This is a genomic window from Enterococcus sp. C46 (genome assembly GCF_040887565.1).
GTDB lineage: Bacteria > Bacillota > Bacilli > Lactobacillales > Enterococcaceae > Enterococcus_B > Enterococcus_B lactis.
Genome location: NZ_JBFOGA010000001.1, coordinates 246,149 through 263,616, shown reverse-complemented (window position 1 = coordinate 263,616; position 17,468 = coordinate 246,149). Strand labels below are relative to the sequence as shown.

At 36.8% G+C, this 17,468-nt stretch carries 18 protein-coding genes and 2 pseudogenes; 5 read left to right on the top strand and 15 right to left on the bottom strand.

Features of this window, described 5'->3' with window-relative positions:
• Window positions 1-130: 130 nt before the first annotated feature.
• A complete protein-coding gene (locus tag AB3I27_RS01300; protein WP_002293303.1) occupies window positions 131-331 on the bottom strand; it encodes a cold-shock protein in 201 nt (66 codons plus the stop codon).
• Between the two features lie 338 nt (window positions 332-669).
• Window positions 670-1,065 carry a flavodoxin family protein gene (locus AB3I27_RS01295; RefSeq protein WP_368022888.1) on the bottom strand — a complete coding sequence of 132 codons (396 nt, stop codon included), beginning with the start codon at window positions 1,063-1,065 and terminating at the stop codon, window positions 670-672.
• Between the two features lie 162 nt (window positions 1,066-1,227).
• On the opposite strand from AB3I27_RS01295, the gene AB3I27_RS01290 reads away from it, so the two are divergent.
• Window positions 1,228-1,377, top strand: coding sequence for a hypothetical protein (locus AB3I27_RS01290; protein ID WP_002293298.1), 150 nt, complete (start codon window positions 1,228-1,230; stop codon window positions 1,375-1,377).
• Between the two features lie 428 nt (window positions 1,378-1,805).
• Window positions 1,806-2,579 (top strand): Ltp family lipoprotein, encoded by a 774-nt coding sequence (locus AB3I27_RS01285; protein WP_002335072.1) that lies wholly within the window; start codon window positions 1,806-1,808, stop codon window positions 2,577-2,579.
• 142 nt (window positions 2,580-2,721) lie between these two features.
• Here AB3I27_RS01285 and AB3I27_RS01280 read toward each other — a convergent pair whose 3' ends face one another.
• The 10 genes and pseudogenes from AB3I27_RS01280 to gnd form a co-directional block, all read right to left on the bottom strand.
• Entirely contained in the window at window positions 2,722-3,435 is a 714-nt protein-coding gene (locus tag AB3I27_RS01280; protein WP_002335073.1) for an HAD family phosphatase, read from the bottom strand.
• Window positions 3,428-4,513 carry a mannonate dehydratase gene (uxuA, locus tag AB3I27_RS01275; protein WP_002335074.1) on the bottom strand — a complete coding sequence of 362 codons (1,086 nt, stop codon included), beginning with the start codon at window positions 4,511-4,513 and terminating at the stop codon, window positions 3,428-3,430. Before uxuA ends, AB3I27_RS01280 begins: the two co-directional genes overlap by 8 nt.
• Window positions 4,514-4,529: 16 nt before the next feature.
• Complete coding sequence (locus AB3I27_RS01270) at window positions 4,530-4,973, bottom strand: PTS sugar transporter subunit IIA (protein ID WP_002335075.1); 444 nt, start codon at window positions 4,971-4,973, stop codon at window positions 4,530-4,532.
• Between the two features lie 69 nt (window positions 4,974-5,042).
• Window positions 5,043-5,873, bottom strand: coding sequence for a hypothetical protein (locus tag AB3I27_RS01265; RefSeq protein ID WP_104760449.1), 831 nt, complete (start codon window positions 5,871-5,873; stop codon window positions 5,043-5,045).
• Window positions 5,874-5,909: 36 nt separating this feature from the next.
• The gene (locus tag AB3I27_RS01260; RefSeq protein WP_002335077.1) at window positions 5,910-6,419 is read right to left on the bottom strand and encodes a PTS sugar transporter subunit IIB; all 510 of its coding nucleotides are present in this window, start codon (window positions 6,417-6,419) and stop codon (window positions 5,910-5,912) included.
• Between the two features lie 21 nt (window positions 6,420-6,440).
• Window positions 6,441-7,298: pseudogene (locus AB3I27_RS01255) on the bottom strand (PTS system mannose/fructose/sorbose family transporter subunit IID).
• Between the two features lie 17 nt (window positions 7,299-7,315).
• Window positions 7,316-8,149, bottom strand: a complete 834-nt coding sequence (locus AB3I27_RS01250; protein ID WP_002335079.1) for a PTS sugar transporter subunit IIC — start codon at window positions 8,147-8,149, stop codon at window positions 7,316-7,318.
• A gap of 13 nt (window positions 8,150-8,162) precedes the next feature.
• The gene (locus AB3I27_RS01245) at window positions 8,163-9,266 is read right to left on the bottom strand and encodes an iron-containing alcohol dehydrogenase family protein (RefSeq protein ID WP_002335080.1); all 1,104 of its coding nucleotides are present in this window, start codon (window positions 9,264-9,266) and stop codon (window positions 8,163-8,165) included.
• Window positions 9,267-9,274: 8 nt separating this feature from the next.
• Entirely contained in the window at window positions 9,275-10,276 is a 1,002-nt protein-coding gene (locus AB3I27_RS01240; RefSeq protein WP_368022887.1) for a D-isomer specific 2-hydroxyacid dehydrogenase family protein, read from the bottom strand.
• A gap of 1 nt (window position 10,277) precedes the next feature.
• Window positions 10,278-11,180: a phosphogluconate dehydrogenase (NAD(+)-dependent, decarboxylating) gene (gnd, locus tag AB3I27_RS01235; RefSeq protein ID WP_002335082.1), complete on the bottom strand. Its 903-nt coding sequence runs from the start codon at window positions 11,178-11,180 to the stop codon at window positions 10,278-10,280.
• 164 nt (window positions 11,181-11,344) lie between these two features.
• On the opposite strand from gnd, the gene AB3I27_RS01230 reads away from it, so the two are divergent.
• Both AB3I27_RS01230 and AB3I27_RS01225 read left to right on the top strand, forming a co-directional pair.
• Window positions 11,345-12,193 (top strand): MurR/RpiR family transcriptional regulator, encoded by an 849-nt coding sequence (locus AB3I27_RS01230; protein ID WP_002335083.1) that lies wholly within the window; start codon window positions 11,345-11,347, stop codon window positions 12,191-12,193.
• A 662-nt stretch (window positions 12,194-12,855) separates the two neighbouring features.
• Window positions 12,856-13,062, top strand: coding sequence for a DUF3955 domain-containing protein (locus AB3I27_RS01225; protein WP_002306600.1), 207 nt, complete (start codon window positions 12,856-12,858; stop codon window positions 13,060-13,062).
• Window positions 13,063-13,306: 244 nt separating this feature from the next.
• Here AB3I27_RS01225 and AB3I27_RS01220 read toward each other — a convergent pair whose 3' ends face one another.
• The 3 genes from AB3I27_RS01220 to AB3I27_RS01210 all read right to left on the bottom strand — a co-directional run bounded on the left by AB3I27_RS01220 (window position 13,307) and on the right by AB3I27_RS01210 (window position 16,901).
• On the bottom strand, window positions 13,307-14,308 hold the full coding sequence (locus AB3I27_RS01220; RefSeq protein ID WP_368022886.1) for an alpha/beta hydrolase: 1,002 nt from the start codon (window positions 14,306-14,308) through the stop codon (window positions 13,307-13,309).
• Window positions 14,309-14,312: 4 nt separating this feature from the next.
• The gene (locus AB3I27_RS01215; protein WP_104760447.1) at window positions 14,313-16,226 is read right to left on the bottom strand and encodes an alpha/beta fold hydrolase; all 1,914 of its coding nucleotides are present in this window, start codon (window positions 16,224-16,226) and stop codon (window positions 14,313-14,315) included.
• Window positions 16,227-16,394: 168 nt separating this feature from the next.
• On the bottom strand, window positions 16,395-16,901 hold the full coding sequence (locus tag AB3I27_RS01210) for a cysteine hydrolase family protein (protein WP_002309154.1): 507 nt from the start codon (window positions 16,899-16,901) through the stop codon (window positions 16,395-16,397).
• 155 nt (window positions 16,902-17,056) lie between these two features.
• Here AB3I27_RS01210 and AB3I27_RS01205 point away from each other — a divergent pair.
• Window positions 17,057-17,389, top strand: a pseudogene (locus AB3I27_RS01205) (Spx/MgsR family RNA polymerase-binding regulatory protein); the annotation flags it as partial.
• Window positions 17,390-17,468 lie beyond the last annotated feature (79 nt).

Sequence of the window (17,468 nt, the reverse complement as noted above, 5' to 3'; positions counted from 1 at the left end):
GAAAAAGCAAAGGACGAAGCAAAAAAAGCACCAAGAAAAACATCCTTCCGCCTATTCAACGATCAATGAATTTCTTCGTACAAAAAAAACCGTCTTTTCGAAAGAAAAGACGGTTAAAAGTCAATTTTTATTAAGCTTTGACAATGTTTGTTGCTTGAGGGCCACGTTGACCATCTTCAACATCGTAAGACACTGCTTGGCCTTCTTCTAAAGTTTTGAAACCGTCGCCTTGGATAGCTGAGAAATGTGCAAATACATCATTTCCATCTTCACCAGTGATGAAGCCAAAACCTTTGTCTGCGTTGAACCATTTTACTGTACCGTTATTCATAAATAAATTCCTCCTGATACGTATCAATGTACGTTTTTTCGTTGCAATAAATATTTGATAGGCAAAAGGAGTTTTATCTATGTAGATATATCGCTCAAATTACGTTTCAAAATAGATTACTTATTTAATATATCATGCTTTTTCTAATAACACAAGAATAATGCAATAAAATATAAAACTTATTGTCTTCGAATCGATAAAAAAGTTGGATAACCGCGTTTGAGCCGCCTATTGTTCTCCATTTATTTGTTTTTATCTACTAGCATTTGTTTAAGTTGTCTGTTTGCTTCAGAGATTTGTTTCTTTTGATATAGTATTCCTTGTGAATCCATCACGAATCATTTACTAATATTTTCTAGCATTCTCTCTATGCCTGGTATGGCTTCTTCTGGCGCTGCTCCTTGAACGATCCATAGTACTGGTAACTGGTGTAATGGCGCGTTTTCTGAATCAAGTCCGATTTGGAATAATTCTGTCCAACGGTCAATAAACGTTTTAAGCAGTCCACTAATATCCCACCAATAAATCGGTGTACCAATAACTACGTAGTTCGCCTTCGCCAATCTATCTATGACGGCATCAAAATCATCATTAGCTTTGACTTGACCTAATTGAGCAATATGAAAATCTACAAGATCGATCCTCTCATAATCTATTCCTTCTAGAACTTTCGCTCCCCACTTACTAGTCATACCTTCTTTGTTTGGACTTGCATTTATAAATATAGTTGTCATTGCGTTCCCTCCCCACTTTATTTTACAACATGATTGCTAAATTTTGACTTTAAACTTTCTTAACTATGAAAACCTTTCAATTGGTGATATACTTATAAATGGAATTTCGTTATCAACGTGTTCGTTGCCTTTCAGCAAGTATTTAAAGAAAGGAGAATGGCTATGACATTCTATAACAAAGATATACAATATCGAGTAACCTTGGATACAGATTTGAATCTCTTTGTCGTTTTTGACAAAGAAAATAGCAATCATGTAGCAACAGGTGTTACGATCGAACAAGCAGTGCAAGAATTAAAAAAATCTGCATAAGGAGTGGAAACCCTCATATGGACGATTCTCGTTCTTCTCTTTAAACGCATCTACTGGATGATAACAGTAGGTGCGTTTTGTGTTTTCAATAACTTCTTCTCATCTGACAACCCTCCATCTAATTGACGATTATGAATCCAAAACGATATTTAAAGACTTAAAAAAAACATTCTCTTTACATTTAAAAGACAATTTAATAAAAATATTCCTACCACAAAGACTAATGTTATAATAATAAAGCTCAAAATTTCGACAATTAAACTTAATGTATTTACATATAAATATCCTCGTTTTCTTTCATACAAGAAACAATTTTAAAAAATTCCCAATGCTTTTGGGCCATGCTTAATTTCTTCTATTCTTTTTGGCGACGGCTACTACCTGCCATCAAGTGGGAGTAAATAAAAAATTAAATTATAGGAGGAACAATGGGTAAAAAAGAATTAGGGAAAGAAGGAAAAGCTTTAAAGAAAGCAAAACCTTTTTACAAAAAAGTGTGGTTTTGGGTGTTAGTTATTATTATTATTGCTATCGGCGGTAATCTTGGAAAAGATGAACAAAGTGGAGCTGTTGACACTGATGAAAAAACTTCTTCTGCTCATAAAACAATGGTATTAGAAACAGAACAGACTTCTGATACTTCTGTCTCCACTGAAGAAAGTTCTATTTCTCTAACTGAGAATTCAGAAAGTTCCATTTCTGAAACTCCGACTACAAAAGAAAGTGTAGCGAAAACGGAAAATGTACCTACCGAATATCTTTCAGCATTGACTAAAGGAGAATCCTATGCAGAAATAATGAACATGTCTAAACAGGGAGTATATGATCAATTAACCTCTGATTATGGGGAAAGATTTTCTCCAGAGGCTGCGCAATACGCAATTGATCATCTTAATGCAGATTGGAATGCAAATGCTTTGAAAAAAGCAGAAAGTTATTCTGACTCCATGAATATGTCAAAACAAGGTATTTATGATCAGTTGACTTCAGAAGCAGGAGAACAATTCACCCCCGAAGAAGCTCAATATGCTGTTGACAACTTAAAAGCAAACTATAATGAGAATGCTTTGAAAAAGGCAAAAAGTTATCAAGAACAAATGGCAATGTCACCAGAAGGAATCAGAGAACAGCTCACTTCTGCTGCTGGTGAACAATTTACTCCCGAAGAAGCTGCTTATGCTATCCAGCATTTAAATGACTAAATTATTTAGATATATGCACGAGTCTTTCGCTAGCTAAAGACACATACCATATGATGATTTATAATTTTATACCACTTTTTTGTAAATATTAGTAAGAAAAACAGACAAAATCCATCCTGATTTTGTCTGTTTTTAAGCTTATTTATAAAAATAACCCTTTACTTTCTAAAAATTGTTTTGCTTGATGCAGGTCATAAAATTCATAGTCTGCTTTATTGGACTCATACAAACTTACATCTACTTTCAACTTATGCTTCCCATTATGATCGGGCAACCCTATCAAATGATCTTTGATAAGAAAAGACAAAATACCCGCTCGTCTTGCTGCTTCGATCCCTGCAATCGAGTCTTCAAATACAAGTGCTTCACTTGGAGGAATATTCATTTTTGAACAAGCTTTCAAAAAGATCTCTGGTTCCGGCTTCCCTTTTTTTACATCATCCCCTGAAATGATTTGGTCAAACAAGGCATATAGATTTTCCATTTTTAAATACATTTCTACTTTTACCCGTGTATTAGACGAAGCCACGATTGTATGGATTCCTCTTTCTTTTGCAAAAGCTAAAATTTCTTTTGCTCCTTTTTTCGTATATACTCTCTTGTCTTCATCCACGATTTTTTCTTTATATTGATTGATTGCTTCTCGCCATTTGATATATGGAACATCTTCTCCGTACAAATTGCCCATTTGTTGTCTTATAGCCGCTTCTGTCTGGCCAGTCAGTAAATAATAGACTTCCTTACGCATTTCATAATCATACTTTTGTGCTGATTTTACATAAGCACGATAAGCTAAACGTCCAGTTTCTAATAAAAGGCCATCCATATCAAAGATGAAGAGCTTGATTTTATTCATAATGCTCTCCAAGTGATTTTTCCTTACTTATCGCCTCATATAGACCTTGCATGTAAGTGAGTCCCATTGCACGATCATACAGGCCATACCCAGGCATAGCCACTTCACCCCACACGGTTCTACCGTGATCAGGGCGTATAGGCCCCTCAAACCCTTCTTGCACCAACGCTTTCATAATATGATGCATATCAAGGGAGCCTTCTGTAGAAGGATGTGCCGTTTCTTTGAACTTTCTTTCTCCTAAAAACTCCACGTTTCTAAAGTGGACAAAGTGGATGCGAGAACCTACCTCATGAATGATTTCAACTAAATCGTTTTTAGGATTTGCTCCTAAAGATCCTGTGCACAGCGTTAGTCCATTATATGGAGAATCTACTGCATTTAGAATTTTCTTCAAGTCGCCAAGATTTTTCGTCACTCTAGGAAAACCAAAAAGTTCCCATGGTGGATCATCTGGATGGATAGCCATTTTTACATCTGCTTTTTCGCATACAGGAATCACTTTTCCTAAAAAATAAGTCAGATTTTCAAATAATTCTTCTTCGGTCATTCCTTCATACAGTTTTTCCAGCTGAGCAAATTTTTTCAACCGTTCTTCTTCCCAACCTGGCAATTTGAATCCCTTTGATTGACTGTGTATCAATTGATACATCTCTCCTGGCTCCATCTGATTGACGATTTTCTGATCGTATAAAAGAGAATAGCTTCCATCGTTGTTTTCATTAAACAAATCAGTTTTCGCCCATCCAAAAATTGGTTTGAAGCTATAGCAAATCAATCGAACCCCACATCGAGACAAGTTTTTGATTGTTTGTATATAGTTATCAATATAGTAATCTCGTTCATCTGTTCCTGCCTTGATTGCATCATGGACTGCGACACTTTCAATTCCAAGCAGTTCCAGTCCTTGGCTCTCAACAGATGCTTTCATCTCCTCAATTTCTGAAATCTCCCAAACATCTCCAGGCATTTTAGTCAGCAAAGTTCCAATTATCCCATTTATTCCCGGTATTTGGCGAACATATTTTAATGGGATCGAATCCCCTTTTTCACCATACCATCTAAATCCCCACTTCATCTTTTCAGCCTTCCTTCTAAAAATCGTCCTCATCTAAATTTTTTTCTTCCGCTGAAGCATGCCAAACAGTTAAATTATCTTTTCCTTGTTTGACAATTTGTTCCACCGCTTCTTCTATCGGCGTGTGAAGCATCTGATGATTGATTGCTTCTAACAACATTGGCAGATTCACGCCCCCTATGACATAAGCGGCTGCTTTCTTTTCTTCAGTCAGTTCATTGACTGCTAGGAGCGCTTGATTGTACGGACTTGCGCTAATTAGATCAACAAATACTAGCACGGGTTCTGCTGTGTTGATCATAGTTAATTTTTCTTTGACCTTCTCTCCGAATGTTTGGATGTCTTCCCCAGACTCTAAGCACACTGTTTCAATATGGCTTGATGTCCCGACAATTACTTCTGCCGCATCTTTCAGTCCTTCGCTCAACTTACCATGTGTAACGATCATGATTTCCAACATGAGTCTTCTCACTCCTTGTTTTGCACTTTTCAATTATCGAAAAAGAGCAATAATCTGGTTGGCATTTTGCTAATTAAATGTTTTCCCTCGTAAATCTGTTTTGGTCAAATAGAAAAACTGCGCTTGCTTTTTTCTTGCACTAAAAATATAATTGATATTTTTTTCTTTCAACTTATCAACTTTTTTTAGCCACTGTTCTTCATTTGAAAAATAATTTCCCGAAAACTGTAACGGTGTATCTGCCCCAACAGAGTCTAGATAAAAAAGAATGCCCTCTTTTTTCATACTCAATCTCACACTGTCCAAACCCTTTTTTCCATAACAGCCTTCATCAACAAACGCATACGCTACATTCGGATCATCGATCGTACGAATCATTTCCAGCATCGTTAATATGGATGAAGTATTTCGAATAAACGTTTGTCTGCTAGACCATCCGCGCGCTGCTTTTCCCAATAAGAAAAAGTAGCACCCAAATGCTAGTACAGTGATACTTGTTTGTACGGATAGCAGATCGAATACGTGATGAGGATTTCCGTTATATATCATCATTCCCCACCAACCTAAACTGAACAACAAAATGAAAGACAATAATATAGAATAGATTATTTTTTTCCGTTGGTCTTTCCAATCAAACATGAAATAACTTCCTAATGTATGAACGGGTGTATCGTAATAAGTACAGATAACTTTCTCTGCTTTTTCGATATCTCCAACATAAATATTTTTTGATCGGTAGTCTGGCGTATCATAAGCAATGACTGTCACATCTGTTCTCATACTGTAAATATCTGATACCAACGCTGAAAGAAAACGCTGTTTACTCTTTTTTGTACGTCGCTTACGGTAAACATAGCGATAACGGAATTCCCAATCACGAAACAGCTCGTTCTTCTTCATTTTCCCGCCCTCTTTATCTTTTTTCTAAGCATTTGTTCATGACAAACCAAACTTGTTCAATACATCTTTTAATCCTGTTTTAGGTGCAGATGGAGTGGCTTGAAAATAAATATTCTTTACGCCATATTGTTCATTCATTTCTTTCAATTTTTCAGCATCTGATTTATTTAAATAAACAGATTTCGTCACTAAAAGATCTGTATCAGGATTTTTTTGAGCAATCCCTCCGATATTCAATTCTTCCATGGGGATTCCGTGTTTTACTAAGTCGTAAATCGTTTGGACTGTTTTTGCGATCAAAATACAATTGTACTCTTTAAATTGATATTCATCCCAATAGAATTTAGCTTTCTCTGGTGTAATGACAATTGTTTTTTGTCCTGTACGGCTTCCTGCATTTTTGTAAAGATCTCTCATAAATTTATCTTTTGCTACAACTTCGTCTACAACAAAAATGGAATTCACTCCACTTTTTTGAGATAACGTTACCATTACTTGTCCATGGATCAAACGCTCATCCACACGCGCTAAATTGACTACACCCATCTTATTCACGTTCCCTTCTTTTTATAAAATACCGATTCCTGCTAGCACAATTAATATTCCTGTCAGCCATAATAATGCTTGTGTGACTTTCAAACCTTTTTTCGTATAGAACAAGTACACACCCATTACGACAGCTAAAGGTAATATTCCTGGCACGATTTGATCAAGAATTTCCTGTATAACAAACTCACGTCCGGAAATTGCAAATTTCAATGAAGATTCTACTTTTACATAGTTTCCCGCAAGCACCCCCATCATAAACAATCCTAAAACTGATAGCATTTCAATCGCTGTCTGAACACCAGTGTTTTGCATCAGGCCTGTAGCATTACGACCCATAGTGAAAGCTTGTCTTGCGAAAAATACCCCTAGTAAAACCTGATACAACCCAAAGCAGATAAAAGGAAAAAGTGCGCCTAAAGGACTTCCCTGTTGTGCCCAAGGTACCGCGATCGCAATAAAAATATATTGGACGGTTCCTGAATCGATTGCATCTCCGATTCCTGCTAGTGCCCCCATCAATCCCGCTTTCGTGTTATACATCAAGTCATCCTACATCAGAATCTCTTTCTCTTCATACTCTTCTTCTGCTCTTTGCTGTTCCATAGAAGACATTAGGCCAGTGATCACACCGCCGCCCCAGCTTAATTGAGTGTTGAAGAACAGTAACTGCCGTTTATACGCTGCTTTTAAAGCTTCTTCATCTTTATAAAGTTTTTTCAAGATTGGCATCATTCCGTATAGTAGCGATGGCGCCAAGTAACGTTCAAAAGAGTGAGGGATTTCGTTTGCAAAATGCCATCTCAGATATGCTTTTGTTACATCTTTTTTCGTGATTTCTTCAGGAGCACCTGTTTGATTATCCCTTATTTCAGCCATTTCCCATTCCTCCTAAATTAAAATCCGTCATCATAGTCATCTTCGTCATCAAAAGATGCTGAATTGTTATTGCTTGTAGCAGGCTGTACTTGTTTCCCTTTTTGCGACTGGACAAAGATCAAAGCGATAATAATCCCAAAAATGGCATAAGTAACCATCGTAATATCTAAAGATTTCAAAACAACACTCATAAAATAAGCAAGGAAGAAAAAGACCAGATAATCTTTTCGACCGATAACGTATACAGTTGTCGCAATCCCGATTGCCGCTAACCCTCCACCTACTACTTCAAGAATGTGGATAACAACTGTTCCCTCTAAAGCTTTGATTACATCAGCAATCAATGGTGCCCCTAAATATAAAGCAACGAAAACAAGCGGAACGAATAATAAAAATGAGGCAACCGTTGGATAAAGAATAATTGATCTGGCCATAGCTTTTGTATTCAAATCTTCTACAGCTTTATCTGTATATTTACCTAAAAAAGTATTGATGAAAAAACGAAACTGATACAAATAACTTCCGAGCAATCCGACTGGCACTGCAACAGCAATTGCTGCTTCTGGTGACAGATCCCCTAATAATGCGACTGGTACTGCTATAGCTGCTGCAATGGAAGGTTCAGCTGGCATCGATCCTCCTGGAGAAAAAACCCCCATATAAATCATTTGCAGAGCAGCTGTAACGATCATTGCTTGTGCAACTTCCCCCATGATCAACCCGACGACTAATCCAGTCATCAAAGGAGAAAAACGTAAGGTCAACGTGGCTCCTCCACCTAACCAGCGGGACATGACCGCGGCCACCCATAAAGCAATCAACAAACTTTGTACTACACTTAATGTTTCCATGTGTCCTCCTCCTTCAGATCTTTCTGATATAACCTTCCAGTTCCATCATTGACTGTATCAATGATTTCTTTGTTACCTCTATAGGAATCAAATGCACTTTCTCTTTCGAATCAATAAATTCAGCCATTTTATCTATTATTTGTTTATCTTTCGGAAATAATCCCATTTGTTCTAGAGAAACCGGTAGTTCTAATTCCTGATACAAAGGATATAGCTCGTCTATTTTTTCCCAACGACCTTCTAGTGCCAATTGGTAGAAAATCCCATACGCCACTTTTTCTCCATGTAGAAAACGATGGCTTTCCGGAATATATTTACTGATAGCGTCATGCATAGCATGTGCTGCCGCATTTCTTGCGTATTTATCTCCTAATCCTCCAACTAAACCAGCAACAGCAAAGATAATCTCTGAAAGCTGTTTGAACTCCGATGTCAGTTTTCTTTGTGCCATATCTTGGATTGCTTTAGCAGAATGATTCAAAATCTCTTCTTTGCAGATCTTCGCAGTATCTTGTGCTAGCTTCAAAAATGATTCATCTTGCAAAAAATCTTGTTCTAAGATGAGCTCAGATTCATACCATTTGGCAAGTGTATCTGCTAACCCGGCAATGAAATATGGAACAGGGGAATCAATCACTAATTGGGGATCTGTTATAAAAAAGGTAGCTTGTCTGTAAAAGTGTTCTGTTTTCCCTTCTGCTTGTCCATTCTCCTTATACATGACAGCAAGTGGTGTCCAAGGAGCGCAATTACTAGCTAAAGTAGGTATGACGCCAAAATTGATTTTTGCAAGGTTTGCGCTATAACCCACTAGATCGGTCAGTTTTCCTCCGCCAACGCCAACCAAGAAATCGATTTCATTTTCTTTGATGATTGTAGCTATTCTTCTGGCTTCAGCGTAACTACATTCTCCAGAATAACGATGATAAAAAAATTGAATCGTTTCGTCATTCAAAAATACTAATTTAGGTAGCGCCTTTTCCCATGATACCGTTCCATGGGTAATCAATACTCTTTTTGCGCCGTATGATTCTAAGAGATCAGAAACTTTTGAAATGCCACCTTCTTCATATAAATAAAATTGAGGACCCGTTTTCACTTTTAACCCGTTCACCATTTTCTTCATCATCCTTTTATATAATCACTCTCTGTCTGGACAGAACGTTCAGGAAGAAGATGCTGACTGATCTGTTCTACATCTCTGACACATTTTTCACCCATTTCTTCTAAACATTCCCTTGTGTAGGCCGATATATGTGGCGTAATCACTACTTGTTCAAACGCTAAATACGGATGATCTTGACGTCCCGGTTCTTCTTCTAAAACATCTGTGGCATACCCAGCGATCTTTCCGCTTTTCAGACCATTAATCATCGCTTCTTCATCAACTAGAGCGCCTCTTGCACTATTAGATAGATAAACATTTTCTTTCATCTGATCGACTTCTTTAGCAGAAATCATGTGATAGTTCTCTTCTGTCAAATTCGCACATAAACAAATGATATCTGAATGTTCCAGTAATTCTTGAGATTCTACTTTTTTTGCACCAAAGCTTTCGATGTATAAATCTGATTTGTAAGGATCATAAGCTAGAACATCACAGCGAAAACCGTTACGCAAAATTTCGATTACTCCGCTGCCGGTATTTCCTGCACCAATCACACCAACTGTTTTGTTAAACAGCGTCCTACCGACGAACTCCGCCCGATCTTCCCATCGATCGTCCTTGACTCTTGCTTGTGCTTGTGTCGTGCGTCGAAGCATGGACAACAAATTAGTTATATTATTTTCTGCTACAGCATTTCGTTCAACTAAAGCAGGTATGATAGATACGATTGTCTGGTGTTCTTTTGCTGCTTTTAAATCAATATTGTTGTAACCAATACCATGTCGGGAAATCAATAGCAATTCATCTTTGTTTTCGAAAAAATCTCGTCGAAAAAATGGCGTAACACTTGCAATAATGATATTGAATCCTTTAAGTAACTCCGCTAATTCTTTTCCTGGAATCTCTCGATCAACAGTAAAGAAATGAACGTCTCCAACCGACTTTAATCTTTCCAAGTGGTGTGGAAAAACTTTCCCGAAACTGCTGGAATTAACGATTGCTATATGATAATCTAGCATTCTACTCACCCTTTTCAACTATTTCATGTCCGCCAAACCCATTTCTTAGTGCTGAAACTACTTTTGCTGAAAAACTATCTTCTTCCTGTGAAAGATTCCTCATGAACAAACTAGTCGCAATTACTGGAACTGGAACAGCCATTTCTAGCGCTGTTTCAACCGTCCATTTTGCTTCACCTGATGCAGAAACGATTCCTCGATAATTACTTAAATTGGGATGTTCTTTTAACTGATCTCCCATGATTTCCATCAGCCAGCCGCGAATCACCGAACCATGATTCCAAACACGAGCGACTTGTTCCAAGTCAAAAGCATACTCACTTTTTTGTACAAGTTGGAATCCTTCACCGATTGCTTGCATCATTCCATATTCGATTCCATTATGGATCATTTTCAAGAAGTGTCCGCTTCCGGATGCACCAGCATACAGATATCCTCTTTCAATTGCTACATCTTTGAATAATTGTTCCACGGATAGAAAAGTTTCTTTATCTCCTCCAATCATTAAGCAGGCTTGATGTCGTGCTCCCTCGATTCCCCCAGAAGTCCCACAATCCAAGTAACCGATTTCATTTTTCTGAAATTCTTCTGCTCGACGGATTGAATCTTTATAATAAGAGTTTCCGCCTTCAATAACAATGTCTCCTGGTCCGAGTTTTGGAAAAAGTTTTCTTAACATGTTTTCGGTTATCTCTCCAGCAGGAAGCATTAACCAGATGATTTTTTTCTGCTCAAAAGTAGCTAGAAATTCAGAGATCTCTTGATAAGCAGGAACGCCACTTTCTCTTGCCTGACTAACAGCTGTACTTGAAACGTCGAGTCCTTGTACTTTGTGATGGTGCTCTTTTAAGTTTAAAGCTAAATTCAATCCCATTTTTCCCAAACCAATTACACCAATTTCCATGATAGCGCCTCCATTCCTTATATTCTCATTATACAAAAAATATTTTTTTGTAAATAGATTTTAAAAAAATATTTTTTGTTTGATTTTTTTCTACTCTCCTTGTATCTTTAACATTAATGAGAACGGAAAAAATGATAATCTTATTATGAAAAGGAGGAATTCTCATGAGCGTCTCCATAAGACTACAAATCAAAACAATGTACAACGACTTCAGCCCAAAAGAACAGGCTATCGCCGATTATATTTTAGAAAATCCTAGCAAAGTAAGTCATAGTCCGATCAGCAATTTAGCAAGTGAACTGGGCATTGCTGACTCTACTTTTTTTCAATTTACAAAAAAACTTGGTTATAATGGATTTAAAGATTTTAAAATGGCCATGTTGATCCAAGAAAATGATCTATCTGCTATTTCAATCCACGAAAATATTCAGAAAACAGATACTGAGCTCACTATGGCGCAAAAGGTGTTCGAGTCCAGTATTTCCACTTTGAATGACACAAAAAGGTTATTACAACAAAAAGATCTAAAAAAAGCAGCTACTATTATCAATGAATCTAAACGTGTCTATTTTTTCGGTGTTGGTGGTTCAGAAATTGTAGCAACTGACGCCTACCATAAATTTTTGCGTTCCCCTATCGCGACTTCTCACAGTACGGATTACCATATTCAGTTGATGGAAGCTTCTTTATTGACGGAAAAAGACTGTGCTGTTTTGATTTCTCACACAGGGCAATCAAAAGAAACAATCCATATTGCTGAAACCGTCAGAAAAACTGGAGCAAAAACAATTGTTATTACTAGCCAAGCTAATTCTTCCCTTGCCAAACTTGGCGATGTCGTTTTTATTTCTATTTCTGAAGAAACAGAATTCCGATCTGAAGCATTAGCTTCTCGTATTTCGCAACTAAGTATTTTAGACTCTTTATATGTAATCTTGATGTTTTATAATGAAAAAGAATCACGTCGTTCTATCGCTAAAGTTCGTCATACGATTTCTGAAATCAAGAAATAGCACCATAACAGAAAAAGTAAAAAATCCATTAAAACCTAAAAAGCCATTACCAAATATTTGGTAGTGGCTTTTCGGGTTCTGTAAGGGTGGTACAGAACATCAATAGTCGGTGGGTTAGAACGTATGTTATCACATCTTTGGAGAAGGTTGTATTGGTATTATTCGAGTGACTTATTAGATGCGATAACAAGGATAGTATACAGTAGGGAAAAAATTTATTTTTTCTTTTTTTTATTAGTTTTGTTTCTTATTTTCTAAAAAATAAAAATAAATATTTGATGAATCAAGCATTCTCCGGATAAAACTGGCTTTCGAATACATATTAGGTTATCGTTTGTAATTTTATTTCACAGTTGTTATGATTGTTATGTAAAATAAAAAAGTTTAGGATACATCGATTTTTTGGGGAAATTCTTTTTGGGGGGTATCCTAAACCTTTTCTATTATTTTCTCATATTTTCCATTATTGGTCTAGACATATACTAATGAACTTCCTATCTATATGATGGATGAATCCTTTTTCATTTATCATGAGATAACTTTGCTCCAAACTTACTTATGATAGATGGATGGTATTTTTTGTTCACGTTCTAACAAACTTGACACATTTATGAATTCTTAATCTATCTATCCTATAATTATAAAAAAAGGAGGTGCTGCGTATGAAAGCTATTCATATTTCTTTGCTTTTTTTCGCTAGTGCATTGATTTTATTTGCTATTCATCTTTGCTCCCAGCCTTATATCAATAACAACGGAATATTAGTAGAACCAGCATTCTTTTGCTTACCGCTCGGTCTTTTATCCCTTTTTGCCTCCGCTGGATTCGGATTTGTTGCCTTTTTTAAACGATCGAAACAACAAATCTGACTATAAAATTTACGTAAAAGAGACCGTAAAAAAAAACATATCACCTTTCCTTATTCCGAATAAATATTTTCCATAAACAATCTTTTGACAATAGGCTGGACGTCTCTTTCGCGAGAACTGATACACGGTACCTACAAGCTCTTCAGTCACCAGTCCCACTATTCATCAAACCTGAGAAGCTGCTTAGTTCCTTCTGACTCGGAACTAAGCAGTTTCTTCACATCCTCTTTTACATCATGAGCGTTTATTCCTTGAAAAATGCTACTAATTTTTGGTATGTTTCTTGCGCTTGTTTATTACTAAAATCAAACTGATATTCATGGTTCAAGACAACATTTTTCTTCGTATAGTCTACTTTTGTGACTTTCACTCCTACTTTTTCAAATGCAGAAGCTGTTTGTTCCATTTGTTTCGTAAACGTATTTGTGTTCCCATCCGTCAAGAATGTTTTTTGCGTCCAACGGTCTGCATGTCTTGTTAAAGCTAAATGTTTGACGTCTTCTAAACGTTCAAAGTTCTTACTATCAAAATAAGCCCATCCACATTTTGCATAAAGAAAGCTAGAAATCTTATCACTTACTTGGGTAAATGCAGAAGGGTCTAGTAGTCCAGACAAAGAAACAAATTTTGTGATCTGCTTGTTCTCCAAAGTTGGATCAAGTTGATCGGCTTTTTTGATTTCTTCGTTTTGAAGTGCTAACAAATACTCTCCGCTAATTTGTGCGCCTGCTGAATCGCCACCAATCGAAATATTCGACCAATCCGCTTGCTCTTTTATCTCTTTTTTGGCTGCTTGAATGGCTTCGTTCAATTGGATAACTGGTGTAGGATGCTTTGCTTCAGGTGATCGTTCATAATCGATATTTACGACGATCTGCTGCGTGTCTGAACATAGGTATTCCAAATAATCACGACAATCGTTTTTATCCCCTCCTACATATGCGCCTCCATGCATCCAGAAAAGGATGGGCAACTTTTTCTTCTCCGTTTTCGGTGTGTAGATATCCATATGATTGTTTTTGTACTTTGAAGGATAAGTTATTTCTTTATTTCTATCGATTTGTTTGATTTTTTGCTGGAAATCGTCTGGTCTGGCATATACTTGTTCTTTTTCACTTGTGTCAAATTGTTTTCTAACAAGCAAACTAATCGGCTTTGGTGTGATTTGATTAATCAAAAATACAGTGACTAAAATAACTACGATGATAACTGGCACTGCAATCACTATTCGCTTGAACCATTTCATTCATTTACCCTCTCTTTCTTCGCCAAATCCATGTGATAATCGTGCTAGCAGATAAAAATCCACCTGAATAAATGAGAAGCGAATGTTTCTTTTCCCCAGTTTTCGGCAACATTCCTTTTTTTGTATCTGTCTTTTTTTGTACTTTCACTGTCATCTGAATCGGTAGCGTATCATCACTTGATTGATCATCTCGAGGTTCATCCTTTCCCTTATTGTCTGCATTCTCTGCCGGATCTTGTTTTTTTGGTGGAACTACTGGGATTTTTTTGTAATGGTAAATAATAGTTGGTGTCGTCTCGTTAAAAACCCCTTCAGTCGGTCCTTCAACATTTGCTAATTCGTATCCTTCGAATGTCTTTTGCTCTGTCACATAATTCTCTCCATAAGCTCCGTAAAGCCGGATTTCGTCCTGGTCTTTGAGTAGACTTTTATTGTTTTCATCCACATATTTCACGTTTATCTGATCATGGAACACTACTTTCAAAAAGTCCGTTACATGTTTCGTGTAGGCAGCATGGTCAACTTCCTGTGCCTTTCCATGCCCTGCTCCTTCTACCAATAAAAGGTCTTTATATCCTCCTGCTAACTCATATAGTTTTTGCGCGTTAGACACAGGTACTACATCATCTGCCGTTCCATGGATGATCAATTTAGGCAATGAACCAGACATTCCAATCGTAGGTAGAGCGGCTGTCGGATCCAAATGGATCTCCTGATCAAAATAATATTGTTTCAAAAGCCCCATAAACAAATCTTCATGCTCTTGATCCCCAATGATGTCTAACTGATTTTTTATGGCAGGCGGTAATGCAGGGACTACTGTCTGGCTATACGTAAAACGTAGTTGTTCATCGATTGATGCAAATCCGCAATTTTCAATAATTCCTTTGACATTGACTGGGATATCTTTTGCTAATACAGACATCATCGTAGCTGCTCCCATGGAACCACCATACAGCAGGATCTTTTGAGATGGACGTTCTCGAACTTCTTGATTGATCCAGTAAAGGACATCATCTGATTCATATTGTCCATAGGTTACATAATCGCCTCCACTGTTACCAGTTGCTCTGGAATCAACAAATAATAAATTATACCCTGCCTTATAAAAATCATTGTATTCTTCTGTAACGATCCCATTATTCCAATTCCCTCTAAATCCGCCATGGATCATGACTGTTTTATCTGAACCCTGGTCGACATAGTAAGCATACACATCCATCATTTTGCCGTCTTGTTTGTTTAGTACAGTTTGATGAAGTTGTTTTGTGTTTGGATAGAAGCCTGTGTTTTCTGTAGGCGTCGTACCATCATCTGTACCTCCAAGCATTGACATCAACACACTATTTTTAGAAAAAGCGATATCATACAATAGATAAGTAGCAATCAGATGTTTGATAATCTCTTTGTCTACACCATAATCCTTACCAAAAAGCTCACTTAATACTAAACCTATTAGTCGTGCGTTAATTTCATCTACTGGTCCATTAAGTATATCTGTCATCTGTTTACCGAAGTAATTAAGATATTTCTTACCATTGAAGTTTTCGCCTTTACCGATATCATCATTTTCTGTCCCATTCTCTTTGTCACTTACTTTAGCAGAAGAGGATTTGTCGTTTGGCGTTTTTGTAGCTGTTGCTTCATCTGTTTGTTGGTTATCTGTGGTAGCGGTCGTTTCTTGATCTGTGCTAGTAACAGATGTCTCAGCCGTTGTTTCAGTACTTGTTTCTGTTTGTGAAGTACTCGATTTCGTTTCGTTTCTAGCATCAGTTGTTTCCGTGGTTTCGACCTCCCTAGATCCCGATTCGGAAAAGATACTCTCTCCATATACTGACCATTGCGGGACATTTGTACTTACAGCAAATAAGACGACCAACGCTCCCTTTAACACTTGTTTTGTTCTCAATCGATTCACTCCTTTTTATGATTCTAGGAGAATTATATGTAAACGCAAACATTTTTTATACAAAAAACAAACGGTTTATCCCATAAAAATAGAACAGGATTATTTTCTCAATTTACGTAACAAAGCAGAATGGATACTGGTTTATCCATTCTGCTTTTCTTTAAACAATGAAACAGCTTATTGCTCCAAAAATGTCAGAAATCGTTTATCCCAAATCTTTTCGTAAAAAGCGATTGTTTCCTTTGCTTTCATAAAAGGATGATCATAAGTCGTCGCTGCTCCTCTGCACATCATAAGCTGGTATCCTAATCCATGAGCAAACTTCACAGTCGTATCTATACAATACTCTGTTTGCGCCCCACATAATTCGATCGAATGACAGTCCAATTCAGTTAATAACATACTCAAATTAGTCTTATAAAATGAATTCGCATGGGTTTTTCTCACAAAATAACTGTGTTCAGGAATAGATAATTCCGACAATAGCTCCCATGGTTTTGTTTTTGGTACTAATTGATCATCTTCGTGTTGAACGAAAATAACTGGCTTTCCAATCGTTTCGTATGCTTTGATTCTTTTATTCACTAATGCTGTCACTGTTTTTAATCCGTGTATCGGCGAAGAATCAAAACATACCCCTTTTTGTAAATCGATCACTACGAATGCGTCGGCTGTGTTTGACATACGTATGCCTTCTTTCTTGATTTAATAGTATTTCTTATCTAGTTAGTTCCTTTATACGTGACAACAATTTCTTATTTTACACCTATAAATGGCACTTTTCGACTATTTCTTCATGTTATTATTTCATAAATATTTAGCTATTGGAGGAATGTATCATGATTAAATTATATATAGGTTCTAGTTGCTCGTCTTCTAGACGCGCAAAACGTTGGCTTATCACACATGATATACCGTTTATCGAACAGAACTTAATTCGTCAACCACTAACCAAAAATGAATTTATCCACTTACTAAAATTGACAAACAATGGCGTGACCGAAATGCTCTCTACTCATTCTATTAGTTGTAAAAATCTTGTTCACAGAATAGATGAGCTCAGTTTGAGTGAACTATATATTGAGATTCGTACGTCCCCTTCTTTATTGAAAAAACCGATTATCTACGACCAACCTGCAAAACTTTTGACTGGATTTAGCGAAGATAAAATCAGGATGTTCCTTCCTAAAACTAAAAGAAAACAAGAGCTCAACGAACTCTTGCTTTCTGGTCATCTTGTTGATTTTAAAG